This window comes from Sinorhizobium sp. RAC02, assembly GCF_001713395.1.
Lineage (GTDB): Bacteria > Pseudomonadota > Alphaproteobacteria > Rhizobiales > Rhizobiaceae > Shinella.
In genome coordinates this window covers 55,740-76,865 of record NZ_CP016452.1, presented here as the reverse complement: position 1 = coordinate 76,865, position 21,126 = coordinate 55,740, and the positions used below count along the sequence as shown (strand labels likewise).

Here is a 21,126-nt window from a genome sequence, read left to right as displayed (position 1 = left end):
AATCGCTGCCGGATGAAAGTTCAGGGGCAGGTCAAGGTAACTTCAGGCGTTCGTGGGAAATCTCAAAGGGAGCTTCACCGGACGCTTACGAAGCTTCCTCGGCAAGTCATTGCCTTCATCCGGGTTAGGGTTCGGCAATTCGTCCGGAAGGACGTCCGGGTCCGGTTCCTTGATGGGCGGCTCGGGCAAATCCGGCGGCAGATCAGGAATGACATCCGGCGGTTGCTTGGGCGTAGGATCGATTGGGGCAATGGCCATGCTGGTCTCCTTGTCACGAAACCAACTTCGGCCGGCGCGGAAAAGTTCCAATCGGCGGGCGAGGTGGCAGCATGAACTGGCCATTTGGGAAGAGAGGCCGCGATCGCAGCCTCTCCCAATCGTTACAGACTCTACGCGGACAAGCGCCCGCCGCCGGAACGCGAACGGATCATCCACGGCATGACGCCGGGGGATTTCACCAGTATGCCCTTCTTTTCCCCAAAGGAGCGGATGGCATCGCGTCCGATCTTTACGGGTTTGTGACCGTCAAAGGCCATGTAGCAGGTCTTAAGGGCCGCATCGTGCACGATGTCACGATCTCTTTCCGGCCATTCTTCCAGAAAGTCGATGGCGTCTTCCAAGCACGTTATCTCTCGGATGAGTTCCCTGCGTTCCTTCAGATAGACGGGCTTATCAAATACCTTCGAGTTCATCTCTACCTCACTGAAAACGTTGGTGATCAACAAGGGTGGCGTCGGAATCGTGCGCCGGCCGGAAATGTATTTTCGAACTTTTTCGGTTTCAAGATTGGTCGCGGTCGGAAGGTCGAATTTTTTCAGAGGCGGCCGCATGATCCGCATCGCTCTTCCCATGCGTCCATCAACGGTCTCTTTGTCAATAAGAAGGCAGGAGGCCGAACGAAGACGGCCGAGTACAAAGCCTGGCAGCAACTCGCTGGCACCTTCATTGTGATTATGGAGTGCCCCCATTGCCGGATAGGCCCGTGTTCGAGAAAGGCAAGCATCGTCGGTCTCGACATAGAACCCCAGCGCGCCGCTCTTGATGAGGCGCCGCGGTCGCTTCGAGCTATCGCCCGACCACCGCTCGATGCTGCTCCGATGACGGCGGTTTCGTTGCAGGCGCGTGCGCCATTTTCTTCCATTGATAGCCAGCGTGTTCCAGTAGAGACGCGAAGATATTGACTCGATCTTCAAGCCGACGGACAAAGGCGATCAAGGCTTAGAGGGAGACAATTTATGGCTGATGTAAACAACACGATCGAGAACGGTGAAGTGGCATCGACAGAGGTGAATGCTCCGGTGCAGAAGAAGCAGCGAGCTCCTCGGCGCGCGAAATCTACTCCTGACTCGAAGGCTGCGTCGCTGGAGACTGCGACTGTTGCAAAACAGCGTAAGAAGCACGGTGCAAACGCTGGCATTGATACCAACGTCGCGGTGATCACGGAAAAGCCGATCAAAACCAGGGCCAAAAGAACTCCTGCCGCTGTCAAGCCGGCGAAGGCCATAGCGAAAGCCTCCGCTCCTGCTCTGGACGAGATGGCGGAACTTCTGCAGCTGGAAGAAGAGAACAAGCGTCTTCGCCAAACGCTGGCCGAGAAACTGCGTTCGGAAAACGCGGATCTGCGTAAACGGCTCGGTCTGGCCTGATGTAATGACAGGGTCGCGTCCGAGCCAGTTCGGTTGCAAGCGCGATAACACTTCTCGCGCCTCGGGTTCGCCGCGAACCCGCGGTAGAATACGTGACGTCATGCTGCGGACGCCAGAGGTTGAAGCACAATGAAGTCACCGTGGAAAATGATTGGACAACTGGTCTTCCGGCGGCGATCGCCGGAAGAGGCGCAGGAATTGGCCGATGGGCAGGAGACTTCCTCGTCTTCTTCGGCGCCGGTTCAGCCCTTCCTTGAACTCAAGCGCGAGAATGTTACGCACGCCGACGAAACGATCTTGGCGGACGCCAAAGCCGATGACGGCATTTCTCTTGCGAACCTCGACGCTATCGATCGTGTAGCGACGCGTTCATCCAAAAGATCCAATCAAGGTCTTGCTCAAAAGAGCAAAAGGGAGCCCGAAGCGGCGATCGCCAGCACACCGCCAGTTACGCGGCCGAGACGAGGCAAGAAGCCGGCTCCAACCGAGCCGGTGAACCAGGAGGTGGAGGCCGCGGCCGACCGTCAAACCTCCACCAGACCATCCGGCGCCAACATCCATGCGGAGGTCGCCGGGGTTGATGTGGAGATCCGGGCGTTAACGCGCCAGCTGGCGGAGAAACTGAAGCAGCAGAATGCTCAACTTCATAAAATGCTGGAGCGATTTGGCGGTCCTGACGCTTAAGGCGTGATCCCGAAGCGTTGGAGCGCAACCTAGATCGTACCTTGACGAGAAGGGTACGGAAGACAGCCTATTGAAAGCGCAGAAGCATGGCTGCTAGCTGTGCGTGTTCAGCAGAGAGATGTTCCCGCAACAGCGCTTTCAGCCGCCTGTTTTCCCCTTCAAGGGCGGCGAGATCGGTAGCCGAAGCGAATGCCTCCTGCGCATTGAGGCCGCCTGCTGGCGCCGTTCGTGGCGCGGCTTTGCGCTCGGATTGCACTGCGCGCGTTTTTATCTTGCGTACCGTCATGCGTTGAGGCGCAGGAGCCGCTGTTTCGGAAGCGGCAGGTGGCTGCCCGGCCGTTTCGGGCGGCCCATTTTTAACATCCTTCGCCATCGTGTTGTCTGCGAGCCGAACGTCAGTGACCTGCGATTTGGCCATTGGGGTCTCGGACTCCGAAGGTAAAGTCGAACACTGCAGCGCGGAGGGGACCTGAGGTGGCGCTTCCAACCGGGAAGCTGCAGCCTTGGCCGCCTCTCTATCCGCTGACTGATCGAACAGATGTGCGGATTGCTCTTCGACCTGCCGCGCGACTGCCTTCAAATCCGTGTCAGCCCAGATTGACGCGGGCTTGCTTGCTTTAGTTTGCCGGGAACGCGAGTTGAATTCAACGACGAAGCTGCGCTGCGGCATTCTCATGGGTCGATCTCACGTAAAGGATTGTGCGATCCCCCTACGGGAAACGCGTCCAAAAAGCAATTCGCCGAGCTTTAAATGCCTCGGGAGGTGATCGTCCGTTTGGATCAATGCGTTTGCGAGGCTCGTCGTTCTCAGCCGCAGCTTGCCGGTGAATCGGGAGCGCCACATCGCCCGGACGCATAACGCCGACAAGGCGCGCAATGACACGGACCCATATATTGACAACGTCAAATAATCCATTACTCTGGATATATGGATAAGACTCAAACGATAGCGGCGCTCGCCGCACTTGCCCAGCCCACGCGTCTGCAGACCTTCCGCCTGCTTGTCGCGCGGGAACCGGACGGTGTCGCGGCAGGGGAGTTGGCGCGCCTTGTCGGCGTGCCGCAAAACACGATGTCGGCCCATCTATCGATCCTCGCCAATGCCGGACTGGTCCGCGGCGACCGCCAGAGTCGCTCGATCATCTATCGTTCCGACCTCGATCGGTTTCGTGAAGTTACACTCTACCTGATCAGGGATTGCTGCGGTGGCAATGCCGAGCTCTGCGCTCCGTTGATCAAGGAACTTACCCCATGCTGCCTGCCTGATGAGGCAGCCAACGCTAACTGAGCCAACGACGAGAACCACGATGACCGACAAGACATTCAACGTGCTCTTCCTGTGCACGGGCAATTCCGCCCGCTCCATCATCGCGGAGGCTATCCTTAACAGGGTCGGCCAGGGCAAGTTCAAGGCCTACTCGGCCGGCTCCCAGCCGAAGGGGGAGGTCCACCCTTATACGCTCCAGCTCCTGAAGACCTTAAATCACGATACCAGCTTCGCCAGATCGAAGAACTGGGAAGAGTTTGCGGTGCCGGGCGCTCCACAGATGGATTTCGTGTTCACTGTCTGCGACAACGCGGCCAACGAGGCTTGTCCCGTCTGGCCGGGTCAGCCGATGACCGCCCACTGGGGCGTACCCGATCCCACGGCCGCCGAAGGGACGGAGGCCGAGAAGCATCTCGCTTTCGACGATACCTACCGGATGCTCAACAACCGTCTCTCCATCTTCACCAGCCTTCCGATGACCAGCCTCGACAAACTGGCGCTCCAGAAGCGGCTTGACGATATCGGGCAAAACAACCAGAAGGCCGAGTGACGTGACTGTCGATCTCGGCCGTCGCCTCGTCGCGGAAGCGCTTGGCACCGCGATCCTCGTCGCCACCGTCGTCGGTTCGGGTATCATGGCTGACCGCCTGACCGACGACGTGGCCGTTTCCTTGCTGGGCAACACCATTCCGACAGGCGCGATACTGTTCGTCCTGCTTTCGATCCTCGGTCCGATCTCTGGCGCGCACTTCAACCCGGTTGTCACTATAGTGTTCGCGGTCAGACGCGAGTTCGAGGCATCCGCGGTTGCACCATATATCCTTGCCCAGATCGTCGGCGGCGTATTCGGAACGTTGGTCGCGCATGCCATGTTCGACCTTCCAATATTCCAGTTGTCCGCGACGGTGCGCACCGGGTCGGCCCAATGGATCGCGGAGTCGGTAGCGACCTTCGGCCTGCTGCTGACGATCCTCGGCGGCTTGCGCTTCAAGATCGACGCAATCCCGGCCCTGGTGGGCTTCTATATCACCGCCGCCTATTGGTTCACGGCGTCGACGTCATTTGCCAATCCGGCAGTCGCGATCGCCCGGAGCGTGACGGATACCTTTTCCGGCATTCGGCCGACCGATCTGCCCGGTTTCATCGTTGCACAAGTTTTCGGCGCGCTGATCGCCGCTGCCCTTGCAGGATGGCTCTTCGCAGAACGTCGCAACGAAATTCCCCCAATCACCGTTCAAGGAGCCGAATGATCATGGACGTCACCATTTATCACAATCCCGAATGCGGGACCTCCCGCAATGCTCTCGAATTGATCCAGCACGCAGGAATCGAGCCGACCGTTATCGAATACCTCAAGACCCCGCCGTCACGCGAGCAGCTTGTGAAGATGATTGCCGACGCCGGACTGACTGTGCGCCAGGCGATCCGAGAAAAGGGTACGCCCTATGCAGAGCTTGGCCTCTCCGACCCGCAACTGACCGACGACGAGCTTCTCGACGCGATGCTGAAGGACCCGATTCTAATCAATCGGCCGTTCGTCATCACGCCGATGGGCACGCGCCTGTCGCGGCCGTCTGAAGCAGTCCTCGATATCCTGCCCGCGGACGCGTTCAAGGGACCGTTTATCAAGGAAGACGGCGAACGTGTCCTAGACGACGAAGGAAAGCGCATTGTCTGAAGACTTTCCCGCGGCGTCGCCGGAGTATTTCCGCACTCCCGATCTCGACGCGTTGCGACCAGCGTTCTCCACGCACAAGCCGCGCATCCTTATCCTCTACGGCTCACTGCGTGAGGTCTCCTACAGTCGGCTGCTCGCGCACGAAGCACGGCGTCTGCTCGAGCATTTCGGATGCGAGGTGCGCGTGTTCGATCCCAAGGGACTGCCGCTTCCCGACGAAGCGCCTGTCAGCCACCCCAAAGTCCAGGAGTTGCGCGAGCTGTCGCAGTGGTCGGAGGGCCAGGTGTGGATCAGCCCCGAGCGCCATGGCGCGATGACCGGGATCATGAAGGCGCAGATCGACTGGATTCCCCTGGCGCTCGGTTCGATACGGCCGACACAAGGAAAGACGCTAGCGGTGATGGAGGTCTCCGGTGGGTGCCAGTCCTTCAACGCCGTGAACCAGATGCGTATCCTGGGACGGTGGATGCGGATGATCACCATTCCGAACCAGTCATCGGTGGCGAAGGCGTTTCAGGAGTTCGATGCCGACGGCCGCATGAAGCCATCGTCCTACTACGACCGTGTTGTCGACGTATGCGAAGAACTGGCCAAGTTCACCCTGTTGACGAGGGATGCGTCGGCTTACCTCACCGACCGCTACAGCGAACGGAAGGAAGACGCCGAGAAGCTCGAGCAGCGGGTCAAGCTGAAGTCGATTTGATTATTTCGATGGTTGTGGAAATAACCTTGACCGTTAGACGACTGTCGGGTAGCGTATTTCCATGATCATCGAAAAAGCAGCATCGCAACTTGAAGCCTTGGGGAACGTCACCCGCCTCCGGATTTACCGCGCTTTGGTTCGCGCGGGGGAGGAGGGGCTTCCCGTCGGCCGTCTCCAGGAAAAGCTGGATATCCCAGGATCGACGTTGTCGCACCATCTGAAGCGTCTCGTCGATACGGGGCTGGTCATTCAGGACCGCCAGGCAACGACGCTGATCTGCACGGCGAACTACAGACACATGAACGAGCTGATCGGCTATCTCGTGAACGAGTGCTGTGCCGATCAGGAATGCGCGCGGCCAGCGGCGAAGGTCGTTGCCTAACCGCGTTTTTTTGCGCTCTAATTTCGAAGTTTCTGGAAATATCGATGGAGGTTGAGATGAAGCCCAGTAGCGCTCTTCCCGTTGCGGTTATAGGCGCGGGCCCCGTTGGAATGGCCGCGGCGGCACGGCTACTGGAGGCGGGTATGCCGCCCGTAGTTTTCGAGCAAGGCAACTCCGTCGGCACAGCGCTTCTCGAATGGGGCCATGTCAGGGTGTTCTCGCCATGGAAGTACAACATCGATGACGCCGCGCGGCGGCTACTGGACGACAATGGCTGGACGTCTCCGCCTTCTGACGAACTACCGACCGGCCGCGACATCGTGCAAGATTATCTCGCGCCCCTGTCCCGCATTTCGGCCATTGAAAAGGCCTTGAGGCTTGGAGCGACGGTCACGGCCATCGCACGACAAGGGCTCGACAAGGTATCCTCGAAGAACCGCGCGGACGCGCCGTTTGTAATACGATACCGGGACGATGAGGGCGACCACGAGATCGAGGCACGCGCGGTGATTGATGCCTCGGGCACCTGGACGCAGCCAAACCCAATGGGCGCGAACGGTCTCCCGGTCCTCGGTGAACGGGCTGCAGCAGCCCGAATATCTTACGGCATTCCGGACGTTGTCGGCACCAAGCGGTCGAACTTCGTCGGCAAGCGTACGCTCGTGGTGGGAAGTGGCCACTCAGCAATCAATGTCGCCCTCGCGCTACTGGAGCTTCAGCAGTCGAACCCGTCTACGGAAATCTACTGGGTGCTTCGCCACCGGGGCGTCGCGAAGCTGCTCGGGGGCGGCTTGAACGACCAATTACCCGAACGTGGCGCGCTTGGTCTCGCGGCGAAAAAAGCGATGGACGCAGGTCACCTCAAGATGCTGACGTCGTTCTCGGCGAGCAAGGTCACATCGGTGAACGACAAGGTGATCGTGTCCGCGGTAGCGAACGGGGAACCGACGGAGCTGGAGATGGACCAGGTCGTGGTCGCAACGGGGTTCCGACCCGACTTCTCGTTCCTCCGGGAGGTGCGCCTCGATGTCGAACCCGCTGTCGAAGCCCCGCCTGCGCTTGCTCCCCTGATTGACCCGAACCTTCACTCCTGCGGGACGGTTCCGCCTCATGGCATTGATGAACTGTCGCATCCCGAGAAGGACTTCTACATCGTGGGTTCGAAGTCCTATGGGCGCGCGCCGACATTCCTCATGAAGACCGGATACGAGCAGGTTCGCTCTGTGGTCGCTGAACTCGCGGGTGACCACGACGGCGCGCGGCGTGTCGAACTCGTGCTGCCAGAAACAGGCGTCTGCTCCGCTACGCCGCAAACGTCGGCATCATCCGGATGTTGCGGAGGTCTGGCTCCGGTCGCCGTAGACGCCTGTTGCGTTGCTGACGCCGACGCGAAGGCGGACGGCAAGTCGGGTTGTGGTTGCGGATCGGCGAAAACCGAGGTCGAACGAGCGTGATGGGCAGCGAACAGAAGTTGCCGCTCTGGGCCCTGATCGGCTTGGGAGCCTCGCAGAATATCGGGTACGGTACGCTATACTATGCATTCAGTGTCCTGGTGCCGGACATAGCACGCGACGTCGGCAAATCTGAACAATGGGTTTTCGGCGCGTTCTCGATCGCGCTGCTGGCCGGCAGCTTGGCCGCGCCGTTTTCCGGCTCACTTGCCGACAGGATCGGCGCTGGACGGTTGATGGCCATCGGGTCCGTCCTTGCCGCCGCCTGCCTGTTGATGATGTCGATGTCGCCTGGGCCTTTGACGTTCGCGATCTCGCTGGCGTTGACCGAAGTGATTTCCGCGACGGTCCTCTACGCAACGGCGTTTACCGCAATCGTGCAGGCGGGAGGAAACAGGGCCCAGACCTCGATCGTTCACCTCACGCTGATGGCGGGTTTCGCTTCATCGATGTTCTGGCCGCTGACGTCGTGGATGCATGGCTTCCTGTCCTGGCGCGAAGTCTACATAGTGTTCGCGGTCATGAACCTCGCGGTCTGCCTTCCTGTCCATCTGGCCCTGGCCCGTCTGACGACGAGTGCAGTGTCGGTGTCCAAAGGAAATCCTTTGCCCGACGCGCCCGCTCGGGCCGTCTCGAATAGGAATCTCCTGTTCTTTCTGATGCTTTTCGGCTTCGCAATCGAAGGATATGCCCTGTCGGCCATCCTCGTTCACATGGTTCCCCTGACCCAGGCCTTGGGCATGGGAGCCGCAGGGCTTGTCGTCGCGTCGCTATTCGGTCCTTCACAGGTGGCGAGCCGCCTGATCAATCTGGTCTTCGGCGGAGAATTGCCCCAGAGATGGCTCGCGTTGATCGCCACTTTGCTCATTCCGTTGGGTCTCACGATCCTGATGCTAACAACGCCGTCGATTTCCGGCGCGGTCCTGTTTGCCATCTGCTTCGGACTTGGGTCCGGCCTGACAAGCATTGTGAGCGGGACGCTGCCGCTTGAGCTGTTCGGGAAGGCTGGTTTTGGCAGCCGCATGGGATGGGTTACGACTGCCAAGCAGATGACGTCCGCAGTAGCCCCGCTTGCCATGTCCATGTCGCTCGCACGGACGGGGGTCGTCCCGTCAATCTGGGCGACAGCGCTGATCGGAGGTATCGCCGCCATCGCATTCCTCGGCATCCTCGTTACAGTCCGTCTGGCTGCACGCCCGCCTCTCTCGGAGGCATATCGGTAATAGCGTTATGTGGGCACAACTTGATATCCTTGGCTCCCCGCAGAGACTTCGGCGCGCCTTTAACGACGGAACTGGTGTGGAAAGCGCAATCACCTCAACCTCCTTTGAGCGTCGCTCGTTTATGTGAACACGCGCAGCTGCAAACGGTGCTGTCCGAGCCAGCGTGGCACGGTCGTATGGCACCGGAAGATTACCGCGGCCTCACGCCGCTGATTTACGCCCCGTCAATCACTACGGCAGGTTCGACCTCGATCTGGACAACCGGATAGATTTCGGCAAAATCGCCGCGTGAGCAGTGGTGCAAAAATGCGCAAAGTTCATGTTCCTCGGCTCCTCAAGCGGCGGAAACTGCCAGGGAGCGGCGAACCCCCCACTTCAGCGTCACGCCGAGGCTTGCGATCAGAATGCAGCCTACTCCGACGTATTGCGCCGACCCAAGCCGATGGCCGTAGACGACGGCATCGACAATGATCGCAGTGGCCGGGTAGAGAAACAACAGTACGGCGGCCAAGGGCGTCGATAGTTTCGGTAGTGCGTCGTAGAGCAGCATGTAAACACCGCCAGTATGTACGACGCCGATAACAGCAAACCACCCCCATTGCACGGATGATACCTCCAAAGGTCCTGCCGGCACGACCAGCGACATGAACACGATGCCGCAAAGACACTGGACGAGGGCCAATTGAGGTCCAGTGATGCCCTTTAGTCCTTTGGCGATGATAGTCACCCACATCCAGGCGCTCCCCGGCAAGCCCTATGACGGCCACACGCTCGAAACCGTCATCCCCGCCATCGAGCCCGGGTCGGCGCAACGCTCACCCGCATCATCGCAGACGCCGGCTACAAGGGCCACAACGCCCCGCCGACCCACCGCTTCAAGGTCTATACCGCCGGCCAGAAGCGCGGAATGACAGATCAGATCAAACGTGAGATGCGCAGGCGCTCGGCGGTCGAGCCCGTCATCGGACATCTCAAGGCCGACCATCGCATGGGCCGGAACCAGCTCGCACATGCCAACGGCGACGCCGCCAACGCCATCCTCGCTGCCATCGGCTACAACTTCCGACGCATCCTGGCATGGCTCAGCATTTTGATGGCTATTCTATGGGCCAGCTTCAAGGTGCAAACCCGAGAAAATCCACTATTGCAAATCTGCTAAACGCGGTTCTTCACAGACGACTAATTCACCCACCTGTCGCTGGTCGGCAGGCTCAAGGGTATGTGTGTCATGCACATCCCTTGCTTTCTTCGCGGGCTTCTTCGAGGTGAGGCAAGAGCCTTCCAAGCTTCCAAGGTCGCTTCAACCCCGACAGTCCGCTCCACCATCCTCCCTCCGGGAGTGCGCCAGAGAAAGCCCATCCCGGTTTGTCACCCGGGGGTGGGCTTCTCAAGATTCTCTCAATTGAGCAGACGATAGCCGATGATGATCGCTGTCAAAGTTAGCGCCGCCGATATGAAGAAAATGACGGTATGACAAAGGGCTCTACCAACGGCCCATCCAAGTCGCCACGACAGCCGGGGCAAATGCACGTCCTGAAACCCTGACCTGTCTGTCGGCTCGTTCATACGCTACCCCGGTTTTCGTGCTTCTCTGATGCTTCTCTCTTATCCTCGGTGGAGGGTAGAGGCAGGGGCTTCAGCCAGCCTTCTCCAGAACTTCAGCCATCTTTGCCCGCCATTCTGGATCGCGCTTCCAGCGCTCAAGAACCGAACGTGGCAGGCGTAACGTGATTGCTTCCTTCGGGTCTTCGGTTTTGGGGCGCCCGCGGGACTTCACGATACTCTCGGCAAGTTCAGGGAATGCTTCCTTGAACGGCTTCGCCTGCTTCATCTGCTCTTTCGTGATCGGCGGGTTGTCGGCCACCTCGTCCCAATCCTGTTTTGTGAAGCCTTTCGGCTCCGGGACATCCTCGTATTTCCTGTATTTGATAGCCATCAGATCAGGTCCCTTTCGTCTTTCCGGGCCGGGCGCATCGAGATAACGGATACAGCCTCAGTGCCGAGAGTTGCGAAGATCACGACGATGGTTCCATCAGCGAGACGACCGATAGCCTGAAACCTGCCTAGCTTGGCAGGAACGACGGTCGCGTCCTCGAAGAACTCGACTGTAAGCGCGGCGAAGTCCATGCCGTGCTTGGCAATGTTGGCTTCGCGTTTCAGTTCGTCCCATACGATCTTCATGGGATTATTTGTACACGGAAAATAGACTGATGCAAGAATTATCGTACACGGGAAATGAATTTATGTGTACGGAAAAGGTTCGCCCATGTCAGTTCTGAAGGACAAGCTCACACATTCAATGGCAGTGAACTGAGCCAGTGCTGTTGTCCATGTGGCAACACTGACCAGGCGGCGAGCTTTTTCGGCAGCCGCCTCCGTGTGCAAGTGCCGCCGAAGCGGACACAACCATAGCCACTGCCACCGTCGCTAACTTTAGGTAAGTCATCAATTCCTCCATATGTGGTTACCAACCGCCGGCCCGATAGGACGCGGCTCGTCTCCCACACCGCCTGCCCCTCGAGTCATACTGCCATTCATATTGGCAGGAGCCGGAGTAGGCTGGGTAGTAGGGGCGACCGCAGTTGTTGTTGGCACAAACGGCAACGGCCGTGCCGATCAACGCAAGGCCGACGACGGCCGCAGCGGCCTGGTTCTGTTGTTGCACCATCTGGTGGCATTCGAGAGGGTTTATTCCTCGTCGTGCCAGTTCCGCGGTCAGGTCAATTAGATAGCCCTGGTCACGCGTTTCGATGAATGTTCGACACAGCGCGGCCTTGCTCACCTTGTGCGGGTTCTTCCGAAATTCTGAGTAGGACGTGGCACAGCCCATTAGGGCGCACGAAAGAAAAGTGGCGAACACAGTTCGCCACGCAAGATTGAATTCCATGATGATTGCCCCCACTCCAACGCGCATCATGGCACAACTTAGAAAAGAGTCGAGTCGATCTTCGATTGAGGAAAAGGAGCAGAACATGATCGGTATGAACCTTCGTTGCCCCATCGCCGGTATTGCCGGCACCGTCGATGCCCAGACCGTCCATGCGGACGGGAAGGCCTTCGTCCGTATCGAGGACCATTGGTTGGTCGCTGACGACCTCGTCGCGGCATAGCACGGCTGCGCGGCCTTAAACCCCACCAACTCAGGAGCCCGACCGATGACCATCCGTCGTCCCAATCCCCACAAGCTTATCGTCGGCCCGGACGATGTCGTCGATCTTGGCGGTGCCGTTGCGGACGCATCCATCGTCGTCGGCGCTGAAGCCACTAACGTTCGTGCCGTCACCATCCAGTTGAAGGACGGCCAGGGCAGGGACCTCGCCATGCGAGCCTCTGTCGATATCGCACTGTTTGCCGACGCCAATGGTGACGCGTTCGTTGCAACTGGCGGTTCGACCGGCATCGCCATCGGCACCGACGGCGCGCTGCTGCCGATCGTTGCCAAGAAGCTCTTCAAGGCGGTGTCTGAAGAGGATGGAGACATCGACCTGACCTGGACCGACACCGGTACCGAGGCCGCATATCCGCGGTGCGGCGGGCTCTGCCTATTGCTGCCCTTCGCAGTCCATGCCAAATGGCCCCATGACGCACGTTCTACATCGAGGCGATGGTTTGCAAATCCGGCTTTCACTAGATGAGGCCTTGGTCCTCTTTGATCTGCTTTCGCGGTGGTGCGAAGAAGGCAGAGCGCCTACGCCTGAAGCATCCTGTTTTGAAAGCACTGCCGAACTCGCTGTGTTGCGCGGGGTATTGGCTTATCTGGAAACGCAGTTAGCCGCCCCTTTCAAGGCGGATTATGCTGACTTGGTGAAAGAATCTCGCAATTGCCTGAAAGGATCTTGGGAGTATCCTACGTTGAGAGGTTGATGATCGGATGGCATTTCCAGCGGGAAACATAACCGTAGGGGGCGCCGGAAGCTCGCCAGCCTAAAATAGGATCGCCAGTCCCTACAGGCGGATGAACACCCTGCTTCTTCCGCCGCCGTGATAAACGCCTTCCGCGCCGCGACAGGCTCTGGCAAGGCGCGTTCCCGACTGCTCTTGACGCGTGATTGTTTTGATGTTTTCACAAGCGCGATTTTAGCGGTCTCGAATTTGAGGTCAGGTGAACATGAAGAATCTTCTCTACGCGCTTCTCGCAGGCTTCCCCGCTGGCCTCGGCGTGTCGATAGCTCAAAGTTTGGATGCTCCCGATTGGGTTACCGCCAGCTCGGCGGTAGTAGGAGGCTTTCTGGGTGCATTCATCTTGAAGAAACTAGCGGCTTAAGCGTGTCGAACTGACCCCAACCGATTGAGTTGATCTCTTCTCTGTCGTCAAAACTGCTGGCTCTGAGGTGTCGGCTTTGATGTTCCCGCACCAAAGCGTAGGGGCGCGACATTTCTTCGAATGCCCACCGGCCGAGGGCCGGGCAATCCATATAGTCGATACGGCAGTGTCGATCAAAAAAGAAGGCCGCTTCGGAGGGGGATCGAAGCGACCTTCTGTTGCGGCGGGCTGGGGAACCAAATATGAGCGTGGAAGCACATCAATTGCCGCGCACATCAAACGGCGTTGCCTGCCGCTTGTTCCGTTCGCCCCTTTTTATTCCATCTCGGGAGTTTGCCGGCCTAATACGGTATCACCCACTCACGAGATGCTAGGCGCGTCATCGGCCGGATCAGGATCCTCGGCATAGGAATGCGCCTGTTGGTCGACCACATTTTTCACTGCCTTGTAGACCACAGTCGGTGGCCCGCCGGCCTGGACGAAAGCCTCAATAAAACCCCGAACCGGATTTTCCAGCATCTCTTCGCATTCGAGTAGGGTATCAACGTCACTGAGCGGGCGGCTCGGCGGTGGGATCAGTTGCTGCATGGAAGTTCTCGTTCCTCGTGTTCAGCCTCCGAAGGCCGCAGAAAAACTTTCGAACCGACGCACTGTTCCAATGGATGCAATGGAGGAATATGCCAAGCGCAACGGGATTGTCGATCTCTACGGTTGGATAAACACGTCGGCCTCTTTCGCCGCCTTGATAGACGCCCCGCGGGCGACCGCTGGATCAGTCCTGCCCGCCCAGATCGTCGTCATTTTCGATGCCTCGCATTTGTTCGCGGTGCTTTATCAGTCGTTCAAGCAGCGTTTCCCCCCCGGTCGCGCGCCCATCAGCTCACGCACTTCGTTTAGGTCCCGCTCGTCCCGCGCGAACACTACCTCCGCGGCACGTCGAATGGTCAGCTTATTCAGGCTTTGCAGTTGTTCAATGTGGTTGCGAGCTTTAAACCGCTTGAGCGTCCCCTGGTTGTGCACCGCGCAGAACAGTAGCTTCGGCCCTATAGGGAGGAAAATGTATCCGTCCTGTTCTTTCAGGCTATAGGACTGAATAGCCCCTAGGGGCGATGTCACCTTAACCTGACTTCGGATGCATAGGAGACGCTGTGCCTTGGGGATTGTTCTCAGGCCATGGCTCCGGCCGCAGCTTTCCATTCTACGAGCGCGAGGATGTGGTGAGCCCGGGTTTGGAATGCGGAGCGTTGTGAGCGGGGTGGGACGAAGAGGTTACGGACAGCGGAGAAAACAGAGACGAAGCGCTGAAGGCCTCCCGGTGATCGGAAGCCTTGCATTATCCGCTCCCGTTTTCGCAGCGGCACATGAGAATTCTCGGCCCGGTTATTCAGACCCTTGTGGGATCGGTGTTCGACATGCGGCATGATCTGTCGTTGGGCTGCTCCATAAGAGCGCAACTTGTCAGTGATCATCCGCTTCGGTGCGATACCCTGCTTCTTCAGCAGACGGATCAGCAATCGCCTGGCGGCCTTGGTGTTGCGGCGGTTCTGGACGATTTCGTCAAGCACATACCCGTCCTGATCGACGGCCCGCCATAGCCAGTTTTTCCTGCCGGCAATGGTGATGACGACCTCGTCCAGATGCCACACATCGTTCCCGCTGGGCTTCTTTCGGCGAAGGCGACGCGCATAATCCGGGCCGAACTTCATTCCCCAGCGGCGGATCGTTTCATGGGAGACGGCAATGCCGCGCTCCAGCAGCAATTCCTCGACAAGGCGCAGGCTCAGCGGAAACCGAAAGTAGAGCCAGACCGTATGGGCGATGATCTGGGGTGGGAAGCGATGGCGCTTATAGCTGACTGGCGAGGTGTTCATGAACGGGCATCTATCGCAGCCGCTCATCACAAGGCGTTACCGTGACATCGCCAATCGTAACTGCTCGGCTTTGAATAATGTGCTGCAATTTTTGCGGACGGAGTCTCGCAATTAACTGCAAAACGGCGACAGCTTCGTTCGGCGGCATAAAATGAAATGAAGGGAATTGACCGGCGCAGAAGGCGCTGCCTCATGGTTCTTTTTGTGCACCTTTGGTGAAGTCGCAAATATTACGGCATATCTCTGCGATTTCTTCGAAGAAGGCGCCGTGATAATCGTTCTTGCAGGTTAGGAAGTATTCAAGTTTCGGCAGTTCGAACTCCGATTTCATGATGTGCAGACGGCCTTCGTTTACGTACCGGCTGAAAAAAGCCTTGGGTAATATCGTAATGCCCAGGCCATGGGCAGCCAACTCGGCCAGAGCAGACATGTTGTTGCACGATATCGTTTTGCTGAAGGGTAAACGTGGGTTGTCGATCACCTCGTGAAGGATCGGCCGAAGCATGGAGCCTGCCGACTGAGTGAGAAGTGGATATTTCAGCATTTCCTTTTTTTCGAGAATCCCGACGCCATTGTAGATAGTTGGACTGCACATCCAGACGAGCTCTATCTCACCGAGACGGCTGTGATCCGGGCATGACGAAGACAATCCTACAGACTGTCGGCATAGTAGGCTTTGTCTGCCAGGAGACGCTTTGTCGGCCGGCTTGCCTCCAGGAAAGGAATGGCCATCTTGATATCGGCGATGGTTCCCGGTGTCAGAGCGAAGGCGGCCGGTCTACCGCGACCATCGGCCAAAAAATGGATTTTGCTCGCTCTTCCGCCACGCGACGTGCCAATCGTTGCGCCCGCGCCCCCTTTTGAGCCTTGTGCTGAACGGTGCGCCTTGATGTGCGTGCCATCGATGGACAGTTCTTGCGGCACCGGACCGACCGCTGCCATCTTTTCGAAGATGCGTTGCCAGACATGACGCTGAGACCAGCGATTGTAGATCGTCTTGGCAGGCCCGTAGACTTCGGGCACATCGCACCAGCGCACCCCACCTTGAGCACGTGTAATATGCCGGAGATGACGCGCCGATCATCAACCCGAGGCGCACCGGGCTGTTTTTTCGGCAGGTGTGGCTCGAGTGCTTTCCACGCATCATCTGAAAGCCAGCGCTATGACTTCGTCATATCCTTGATCCTCATCGGCCCAATCGAAGAGAAAAAATGCCAGCAGAACCAAGTTACTGGGTCCCAGCCTAGCTTGGCATCTATAGGCCTCGCCCCAAAGACTACGACAACGTTGGTAAGCACTACCCAGCTGGGTGTAGGAGGCTACCATGTCGGACAATGTAATCATACTTGAGCTGTTTGGGATCGATCAGATCATGGCGACTTTCCCCTTGTGCGGTTAGGTCAGCCAGATATGGGAAACTGCATTTCGCCAGCGCCTTCTGACGATGCTTGCGCAGAACAACTACCGCTGCATTGCGGCATATATCGGCGAGCATTTGGTAGGCACGTCGGGCTTCTGGATCGGCCCGCAGCTGTGGTGCGGAAGAATTTCCGGAATATACCGTTCGGCGCATCTAAGCGGTCACGTCTCTGCAGATCATTTGACTGAGATTGGATCGCGGATCAGCGGAGTGCTGGCCTCGTCTTGGGGCGATGTTGTGGTGCCGCAAGTGTCGTTGTTGGATTGTTTGTCGTTTGATCCTGTCGCGTCGTTCGATAGTGGTATAGTCCCCGTCGACTAGGTGCGCGCTTGGGTCGCCGGGTGCCCACTTTCGTGCTTTGCTTGCATCTTAATTCTGGCTGCGCAAAATTTGTCCGATATTTGCCATATCCGCAGCTAGGATGCGGCTTCGTCAGCTCAGTTCGAGTGGAACATGGTAGATAAGAAGCGTGTGGTTGCCGAAGATCATTCGTCGCGGTTCGTCCGACTGCTCCTGACATATCGGCTCTATGTCCTCGGGTTGGCGAGCCTCTTCGTGTTCGCTCTCGTCGCCTTCGCCATTTACCGGCTGACGGCGGAGGTGCGCTACGAGGAGGTGCTGGCAGCACTTTCGGCCACCTCCTGGAGCGCCATTGCGCTCGCGGTGCTGTTCACCGGCCTCAGTTTCCTCGCGCTGATCTTTTACGACGCCAACGCGCTCGACCATATCGGCCGCCGTATACCCCTCCCTACAGTCGCCGTGACGGCCTTCATGGCCTATGCGGTCGGCAATACGGTGGGTTTCGGGCCGCTCAGCGGCGGAGCGATCCGCTTCCGCGCCTATTCCCGCCTTGGCTTGGCCCCTGGCGAGATCGCCCGCGTCATTGCCTTCGTGACACTCGCCTTTGGTCTGGGTCTGCTTTCCGTCAGCGCGCTGGCGGCGCTCGCCGTCGCCCCGCGTGTGGCCAGCATTCTCGGCGTCAATGCTCTGTGGCTGCGCGTCATAGCGCTGCTGATCCTCGCTGCGCTGGTCGGCGTATTCTATCTCGGCCGCAACGGGCATGTGATCAGCCTCAAAGGCTTTCAGCTTCGGTTGCCGGACAGCCGCACCGCCTCCCGCCAGTTCCTCGTCTCAGCCTTCGATATCGCAGCCGCCGCCTCGGTGCTCTACGTGCTGCTGCCCGATACCCATGTCGGTTGGCAGACCTTTCTTGCCGTCTATGCGGTGGCGATCGGCTTCGGCGTGCTCAGCCATGTTCCAGCCGGTCTTGGCGTCTTCGAGGCGGTCATCATAGCGGGGCTTTCCAATGCTATCAGCATCGACCAGCTGCTGGGCAGTCTCGTGCTTTACCGGCTGGTCTACTATGTGCTGCCGTTGTTGTTTGCGACCGTGCTGCTGCTGGTCACCGAGATGCGGCAGCTTGCGCTGAAGCCTGGCATCGCCGAGGCCGCACAGCTTGCCGGCAAGCTCGCCCCGACACTGATCGCCACGCTCTCGCTGGTGCTCGGCACCATGCTGATCTTTTCGAGCGTGGTGCCGACGCCCAACTCGGATCTCGATTTCCTGTCGAGCTACCTGCCGTTGCCGATCGTCGAGGGTGCACATTTCCTGTCGAGCCTGCTCGGCCTGCTGTTGATCGTCGCCGCCCGTGGGCTTGGACAGCGGCTGGACGGCGCCTGGTGGGTGGCGCTGGCAGGCGCATCGGTCGCCTTCGCCTTCGCCTTCCTCAAGGCCATAGCCGTCTTCGAGGCGGGGCTGCTTGTGTTGTTCATCATTGCGCTGCTCGCCAATGCCCGTGCCTTCCACCGGCATTCCTCGCTGCTCCGGCAGGCGCTCGGACCGTCCTGGCTTGCCGCCATCGCGGTCATCATCGTCACCGCGACGCTCATCCTGCTCTTCGTCTACCGGGATACGGACTATGCGCATGAACTTTGGTGGCAGTTCGAGTTTTCGGAAGAGGCCCCGCGCGGCCTGCGTGCCCTGCTGGGGCTTGCCATAGCCTCCTCGGCGCTTGCGCTATTCAGCTTGCTGCGGCCGGCGCATTTCCGCACGGAAGGCCCGACGCCGGAGGAGCTGGTGCAAGCGGCCACCATCACAATGGGCCAGGATTTCGCCGATGCCAATCTCGTGCGCATGGGCGACAAGCGGTTGTTGTTTTCGCCGTCAGAGAAATCCTACATCATGTATGGCATTCACGGTCGCTCCTGGATCGCGCTCGCCGACCCGATTGGTCTGCAAGAGGAATTCGCTGAACTCGTCTGGCAGTTTGTCGGCGCGGCGCGGGCAGGCGGGGGGCGTGCGGCCTTTTATCAGATCTCTCCGGCCCTGCTTTCGGCCTGCGCCGATGTGGGGTTGCGCGCCTTCAAGCTGGGAGAACTAGCCATCATCGACCTGGTACAGTTCGAGATGAAGGGCAGCCGTTTCGCCAATCTGCGGCAATCCTACAATCGCGGCCAGCGCGATGGCCTCTCCTTCACCGTCGCGCCACCTGATGAGGTCGCCGTGATCCTGCCCGATCTCCAGGCGGTTTCCGATGGTTGGCTCGATCACCACAATACCAAGGAAAAGACTTTTTCGCTCGGTGCCTTCGACGGTGCCTATGTAATGGCGCAACCCGTCGCCGTCGTGTGGCTGGACAACCGGATCGTCGCCTTTGCCACGTTGATGGTGACGGACACCAAGGCGGAAGCGACCGTTGACCTGATGCGCTTTGCCCCCCAGGCGCCGAAGGGCACGATGGACTTCCTCTTCGCCAGCATCCTCGAATACCTTCGCACCGAGGGCTACCGACAGTTCAATCTGGGCATGGCACCACTGTCAGGCATGGCGCAGCGCGAGGCCGCCCCCGTCTGGGATCGTGTCGGTGGGGCTCTGTTCGAGCACGGTGAACGCTTCTACAACTTCAAGGGCCTGCGCGCCTTCAAGTCGAAGTTCCACCCACGCTGGGAGCCGCGTTATCTTGCCGTATCGAATGCCACCGGCGCGGCACTCGCCCTGATGGACGTAACCTTCCTGATCGGCGGGGGTGTCAAAGGAGTGATTTCCAAATGAAGGTTTTTTGCCCTCTCGCGCTTGCCATCCTTTTCTCCTGCGTGGCACCCCGCTTTACCGTCGCGCAGGAAAACAGCAAAACCTTTGCTACCGGTATGATCCCCGCTGACCACATCCTGCTGCCGGATGGCGCCCCCGGTGCGAGCGTCTTTCTGATCTCGGATGCTGAGGGCTGGGGATCCGAGGAGGACAGGCAAGCCGCAAATCTCGTTGCAAAAGGCGCGGCCGTGATCGGTATTGATTTTCCGTCTTATCTCAGGGCCCTGCGGGCCGATGTCGGCGACTGTGTCTATATGATTTCCGATGTCGAATCGCTTGCCCATCAAGTCCAGCGCGCCGGTGGGGCGGCGAGCTACAATCCACCCATCGTCGCCGGCATCGGCGAGGGGGGTGCGCTGGCGCTCGCCATGATCGCCCAGAGTCCAGCCGCCACGCTTGGCGAGGCCATCGCCGTCGATCCTGTGGCCGGAATCCCGCTCGACAAGGTTCTCTGCACGCCCGCCTCCAAGACGAAGGCGGATGGGCGAACAATGTATGGTTTCTCCGATGGGCCGTTGCCCGCACCCGTGACCGTGTTCTTCACCGATAAGGCGCAGCAAGCGGGTCGCGATCACGTCGCCGCGCTGAAACAGGCGCATGCCGATATCGACGTGCGGGATGAAACAGCCTCGGCGCTGGACACCTTGGCGCAATCGGTAGCCGACCGGGTCGATGCCGCTGGTGATACGGACGGCTCGCTCGGCCTGCCGCTCGCCATCCTCAAAGCTGCGCCTGCCTTTGACACGATGGCGGTGGTCTATTCGGGGGATGGCGGCTGGCGCGACATCGACAAGCAGGTGGCGGGTGCGCTGCAACAACGCGGCATTCCTGTCATCGGCGTGGACTCCTTGCGGTACTTCTGGTCCGAGCGCAAACCGCAGGAGACGGCGGACGATCTTTCCCGTATCATCGGGGCCTTCCGCAAGGAGTGGAACGTCAAACACGTCCTGCTCGTCGGTTATTCCTTTGGCGCGGACATCCTGCCGGCAACCTACAACCTGCTTTCGCCTGAGGACCGCTCCCGGGTGCCACAACTCACCCTCATGGCGCTCTCCCATCAGGTCGACTACGAAATCTCCGTATCCGGCTGGCTCGGTGTTGCGGGCGAAGGGGCGGGTGGCGATCCCATCGACGACATCGCCAGGATAGACCCCAAACGCGTGCAATGCATTTCCGGTACGGAGGAGGATGACGACCCTTGCCCGACGCTCAAATCCTCCGGTGTGGAGGCGATTGCTATCAATGGGGGGCATCATTTCGATGGTGACTACGAAGGCCTTGCCGATCGGATCGTCAACGGGCTCAAGGCACGGCTTGAGGCAAACTGAACCCAGTCCCGCCACTCGACGTTAAAGACTACAAATCGGTCAATGAGGTCGGAGTTCCTCCGTTCGAAGCAGGTGCAGGCACGCCTTTGAATGGAAAGCGATTTCTCATGGCAGTGCTC

At 59.1% G+C, this 21,126-nt stretch carries 23 protein-coding genes and 3 pseudogenes; 16 read left to right on the top strand and 10 right to left on the bottom strand.

The features are described from left to right. Positions 1 to 42 precede the first annotated feature (42 nt). Both BSY16_RS31560 and BSY16_RS33135 read right to left on the bottom strand, forming a co-directional pair. The gene (locus BSY16_RS31560; RefSeq protein ID WP_083243050.1) at positions 43 to 258 is read right to left on the bottom strand and encodes a hypothetical protein; all 216 of its coding nucleotides are present in this window, start codon (positions 256 to 258) and stop codon (positions 43 to 45) included. Positions 259 to 389: 131 nt separating this feature from the next. After that, positions 390 to 692, bottom strand: a complete 303-nt coding sequence (locus BSY16_RS33135) for a DUF982 domain-containing protein (RefSeq protein WP_069063615.1) — start codon at positions 690 to 692, stop codon at positions 390 to 392. Positions 693 to 1,235: 543 nt separating this feature from the next. Here BSY16_RS33135 and BSY16_RS21465 point away from each other — a divergent pair. Both BSY16_RS21465 and BSY16_RS21460 read left to right on the top strand, forming a co-directional pair. Next, positions 1,236 to 1,646, top strand: coding sequence for a hypothetical protein (locus BSY16_RS21465; protein ID WP_069061932.1), 411 nt, complete (start codon positions 1,236 to 1,238; stop codon positions 1,644 to 1,646). Positions 1,647 to 1,775: 129 nt separating this feature from the next. Further along, positions 1,776 to 2,330, top strand: a complete 555-nt coding sequence (locus BSY16_RS21460; protein ID WP_069061931.1) for a hypothetical protein — start codon at positions 1,776 to 1,778, stop codon at positions 2,328 to 2,330. A gap of 67 nt (positions 2,331 to 2,397) precedes the next feature. On the opposite strand, the gene BSY16_RS21455 is transcribed toward BSY16_RS21460, so the two are convergent. Next, complete coding sequence (locus BSY16_RS21455) at positions 2,398 to 3,006, bottom strand: hypothetical protein (RefSeq protein ID WP_069061930.1); 609 nt, start codon at positions 3,004 to 3,006, stop codon at positions 2,398 to 2,400. A gap of 252 nt (positions 3,007 to 3,258) precedes the next feature. Here BSY16_RS21455 and BSY16_RS21450 point away from each other — a divergent pair, with 252 nt between their 5' ends. The 9 genes and pseudogenes from BSY16_RS21450 to BSY16_RS33290 form a co-directional block, all read left to right on the top strand. Further along, a complete protein-coding gene (locus BSY16_RS21450) occupies positions 3,259 to 3,618 on the top strand; it encodes an ArsR/SmtB family transcription factor (protein ID WP_069061929.1) in 360 nt (119 codons plus the stop codon). 19 nt (positions 3,619 to 3,637) lie between these two features. Further along, entirely contained in the window at positions 3,638 to 4,147 is a 510-nt protein-coding gene (locus BSY16_RS21445) for an arsenate reductase ArsC (RefSeq protein ID WP_069061928.1), read from the top strand. A 1-nt stretch (position 4,148) separates the two neighbouring features. Continuing rightward, positions 4,149 to 4,847, top strand: coding sequence for an aquaporin (locus BSY16_RS21440; protein ID WP_069061927.1), 699 nt, complete (start codon positions 4,149 to 4,151; stop codon positions 4,845 to 4,847). 2 nt (positions 4,848 to 4,849) lie between these two features. Continuing rightward, the gene (arsC, locus tag BSY16_RS21435; RefSeq protein ID WP_171902468.1) at positions 4,850 to 5,275 is read left to right on the top strand and encodes an arsenate reductase (glutaredoxin); all 426 of its coding nucleotides are present in this window, start codon (positions 4,850 to 4,852) and stop codon (positions 5,273 to 5,275) included. Further along, positions 5,268 to 5,978, top strand: a complete 711-nt coding sequence (arsH, locus tag BSY16_RS21430; RefSeq protein ID WP_069061925.1) for an arsenical resistance protein ArsH — start codon at positions 5,268 to 5,270, stop codon at positions 5,976 to 5,978. Before arsC ends, arsH begins: the two co-directional genes overlap by 8 nt. Positions 5,979 to 6,039: 61 nt before the next feature. Continuing rightward, a complete protein-coding gene (locus BSY16_RS21425; protein WP_069061924.1) occupies positions 6,040 to 6,360 on the top strand; it encodes an ArsR/SmtB family transcription factor in 321 nt (106 codons plus the stop codon). A gap of 44 nt (positions 6,361 to 6,404) precedes the next feature. Next, entirely contained in the window at positions 6,405 to 7,814 is a 1,410-nt protein-coding gene (locus BSY16_RS21420) for an NAD(P)-binding domain-containing protein (RefSeq protein WP_353652393.1), read from the top strand. Further along, positions 7,814 to 9,034 carry an arsenite efflux MFS transporter ArsK gene (gene arsK, locus BSY16_RS21415; protein WP_069061923.1) on the top strand — a complete coding sequence of 407 codons (1,221 nt, stop codon included), beginning with the start codon at positions 7,814 to 7,816 and terminating at the stop codon, positions 9,032 to 9,034. Before BSY16_RS21420 ends, arsK begins: the two co-directional genes overlap by 1 nt. Positions 9,035 to 9,142: 108 nt before the next feature. Further along, positions 9,143 to 9,326, top strand: a pseudogene (locus BSY16_RS33290) (Tn3 family transposase); the annotation flags it as partial. 42 nt (positions 9,327 to 9,368) lie between these two features. Here the strand turns inward: BSY16_RS33290 and BSY16_RS21410 are convergent. Beyond that, the gene (locus BSY16_RS21410; protein ID WP_286157377.1) at positions 9,369 to 9,761 is read right to left on the bottom strand and encodes an EamA family transporter; all 393 of its coding nucleotides are present in this window, start codon (positions 9,759 to 9,761) and stop codon (positions 9,369 to 9,371) included. Position 9,762: 1 nt separating this feature from the next. Between BSY16_RS21410 and BSY16_RS32830 the strand changes: the two are divergent. Beyond that, positions 9,763 to 10,193, top strand: a pseudogene (locus BSY16_RS32830) (transposase); the annotation flags it as partial. 477 nt (positions 10,194 to 10,670) lie between these two features. Here the strand turns inward: BSY16_RS32830 and BSY16_RS21400 are convergent. Then, complete coding sequence (locus BSY16_RS21400; protein ID WP_069061921.1) at positions 10,671 to 10,970, bottom strand: BrnA antitoxin family protein; 300 nt, start codon at positions 10,968 to 10,970, stop codon at positions 10,671 to 10,673. After that, positions 10,970 to 11,215, bottom strand: coding sequence for a BrnT family toxin (locus BSY16_RS21395; RefSeq protein WP_069061920.1), 246 nt, complete (start codon positions 11,213 to 11,215; stop codon positions 10,970 to 10,972). The genes BSY16_RS21400 and BSY16_RS21395 overlap by 1 nt, the downstream gene beginning before the upstream one ends. Positions 11,216 to 12,006: 791 nt before the next feature. Here BSY16_RS21395 and BSY16_RS32515 point away from each other — a divergent pair. Beyond that, entirely contained in the window at positions 12,007 to 12,144 is a 138-nt protein-coding gene (locus BSY16_RS32515) for a hypothetical protein (RefSeq protein ID WP_171902467.1), read from the top strand. Between the two features lie 45 nt (positions 12,145 to 12,189). Further along, the gene (locus BSY16_RS21385) at positions 12,190 to 12,669 is read left to right on the top strand and encodes a hypothetical protein (RefSeq protein ID WP_069061919.1); all 480 of its coding nucleotides are present in this window, start codon (positions 12,190 to 12,192) and stop codon (positions 12,667 to 12,669) included. A 989-nt stretch (positions 12,670 to 13,658) separates the two neighbouring features. On the opposite strand, the gene BSY16_RS21380 is transcribed toward BSY16_RS21385, so the two are convergent. The 4 genes and pseudogenes from BSY16_RS21380 to BSY16_RS21360 all read right to left on the bottom strand — a co-directional run. Further along, positions 13,659 to 13,886 (bottom strand): hypothetical protein, encoded by a 228-nt coding sequence (locus tag BSY16_RS21380; RefSeq protein ID WP_069061918.1) that lies wholly within the window; start codon positions 13,884 to 13,886, stop codon positions 13,659 to 13,661. A gap of 578 nt (positions 13,887 to 14,464) precedes the next feature. Continuing rightward, positions 14,465 to 15,169 (bottom strand): IS6 family transposase, encoded by a 705-nt coding sequence (locus tag BSY16_RS21370; RefSeq protein WP_069061916.1) that lies wholly within the window; start codon positions 15,167 to 15,169, stop codon positions 14,465 to 14,467. 190 nt (positions 15,170 to 15,359) lie between these two features. Continuing rightward, a complete protein-coding gene (locus tag BSY16_RS21365) occupies positions 15,360 to 15,764 on the bottom strand; it encodes a LysR substrate-binding domain-containing protein (protein ID WP_083243048.1) in 405 nt (134 codons plus the stop codon). 59 nt (positions 15,765 to 15,823) lie between these two features. After that, positions 15,824 to 16,287, bottom strand: a pseudogene (locus tag BSY16_RS21360) (IS5 family transposase); the annotation flags it as partial. A 755-nt stretch (positions 16,288 to 17,042) separates the two neighbouring features. Between BSY16_RS21360 and mprF the strand changes: the two are divergent. Both mprF and BSY16_RS21350 read left to right on the top strand, forming a co-directional pair. Then, on the top strand, positions 17,043 to 19,640 hold the full coding sequence (gene mprF / locus BSY16_RS21355) for a bifunctional lysylphosphatidylglycerol flippase/synthetase MprF (protein ID WP_069061913.1): 2,598 nt from the start codon (positions 17,043 to 17,045) through the stop codon (positions 19,638 to 19,640). Further along, positions 19,637 to 21,007 carry a virulence factor family protein gene (locus BSY16_RS21350; protein ID WP_069061912.1) on the top strand — a complete coding sequence of 457 codons (1,371 nt, stop codon included), beginning with the start codon at positions 19,637 to 19,639 and terminating at the stop codon, positions 21,005 to 21,007. Before mprF ends, BSY16_RS21350 begins: the two co-directional genes overlap by 4 nt. Positions 21,008 to 21,126: the final 119 nt, after the last annotated feature.

Excerpts from the sequence above, each read along its gene's own strand:
- BSY16_RS31560 (WP_083243050.1), bottom strand. The coding sequence starts at position 258 with ATGGCCATTGCCCCAATCGATCCTACGCCCAAGCAACCGCCGGATGTC.
- BSY16_RS33135 (WP_069063615.1), bottom strand. The coding sequence starts at position 692 with ATGAACTCGAAGGTATTTGATAAGCCCGTCTATCTGAAGGAACGCAGG.
- BSY16_RS21465 (WP_069061932.1), top strand. The coding sequence starts at position 1,236 with ATGGCTGATGTAAACAACACGATCGAGAACGGTGAAGTGGCATCGACA.
- BSY16_RS21460 (WP_069061931.1), top strand. The coding sequence starts at position 1,776 with ATGAAGTCACCGTGGAAAATGATTGGACAACTGGTCTTCCGGCGGCGA.
- BSY16_RS21455 (WP_069061930.1), bottom strand. The coding sequence starts at position 3,006 with ATGAGAATGCCGCAGCGCAGCTTCGTCGTTGAATTCAACTCGCGTTCC.
- BSY16_RS21450 (WP_069061929.1), top strand. The coding sequence starts at position 3,259 with ATGGATAAGACTCAAACGATAGCGGCGCTCGCCGCACTTGCCCAGCCC.
- BSY16_RS21445 (WP_069061928.1), top strand. The coding sequence starts at position 3,638 with ATGACCGACAAGACATTCAACGTGCTCTTCCTGTGCACGGGCAATTCC.
- arsC (WP_171902468.1), top strand. The coding sequence starts at position 4,850 with ATGGACGTCACCATTTATCACAATCCCGAATGCGGGACCTCCCGCAAT.
- BSY16_RS21425 (WP_069061924.1), top strand. The coding sequence starts at position 6,040 with ATGATCATCGAAAAAGCAGCATCGCAACTTGAAGCCTTGGGGAACGTC.
- BSY16_RS21420 (WP_353652393.1), top strand. The coding sequence starts at position 6,405 with ATGGAGGTTGAGATGAAGCCCAGTAGCGCTCTTCCCGTTGCGGTTATA.
- arsK (WP_069061923.1), top strand. The coding sequence starts at position 7,814 with ATGGGCAGCGAACAGAAGTTGCCGCTCTGGGCCCTGATCGGCTTGGGA.
- BSY16_RS21400 (WP_069061921.1), bottom strand. The coding sequence starts at position 10,970 with ATGGCTATCAAATACAGGAAATACGAGGATGTCCCGGAGCCGAAAGGC.
- BSY16_RS21395 (WP_069061920.1), bottom strand. The coding sequence starts at position 11,215 with ATGAAGATCGTATGGGACGAACTGAAACGCGAAGCCAACATTGCCAAG.
- BSY16_RS32515 (WP_171902467.1), top strand. The coding sequence starts at position 12,007 with ATGATCGGTATGAACCTTCGTTGCCCCATCGCCGGTATTGCCGGCACC.
- BSY16_RS21385 (WP_069061919.1), top strand. The coding sequence starts at position 12,190 with ATGACCATCCGTCGTCCCAATCCCCACAAGCTTATCGTCGGCCCGGAC.
- BSY16_RS21380 (WP_069061918.1), bottom strand. The coding sequence starts at position 13,886 with ATGCAGCAACTGATCCCACCGCCGAGCCGCCCGCTCAGTGACGTTGAT.
- BSY16_RS21370 (WP_069061916.1), bottom strand. The coding sequence starts at position 15,169 with ATGAACACCTCGCCAGTCAGCTATAAGCGCCATCGCTTCCCACCCCAG.
- BSY16_RS21365 (WP_083243048.1), bottom strand. The coding sequence starts at position 15,764 with ATGTGCAGTCCAACTATCTACAATGGCGTCGGGATTCTCGAAAAAAAG.
- mprF (WP_069061913.1), top strand. The coding sequence starts at position 17,043 with ATGGTAGATAAGAAGCGTGTGGTTGCCGAAGATCATTCGTCGCGGTTC.
- BSY16_RS21350 (WP_069061912.1), top strand. The coding sequence starts at position 19,637 with ATGAAGGTTTTTTGCCCTCTCGCGCTTGCCATCCTTTTCTCCTGCGTG.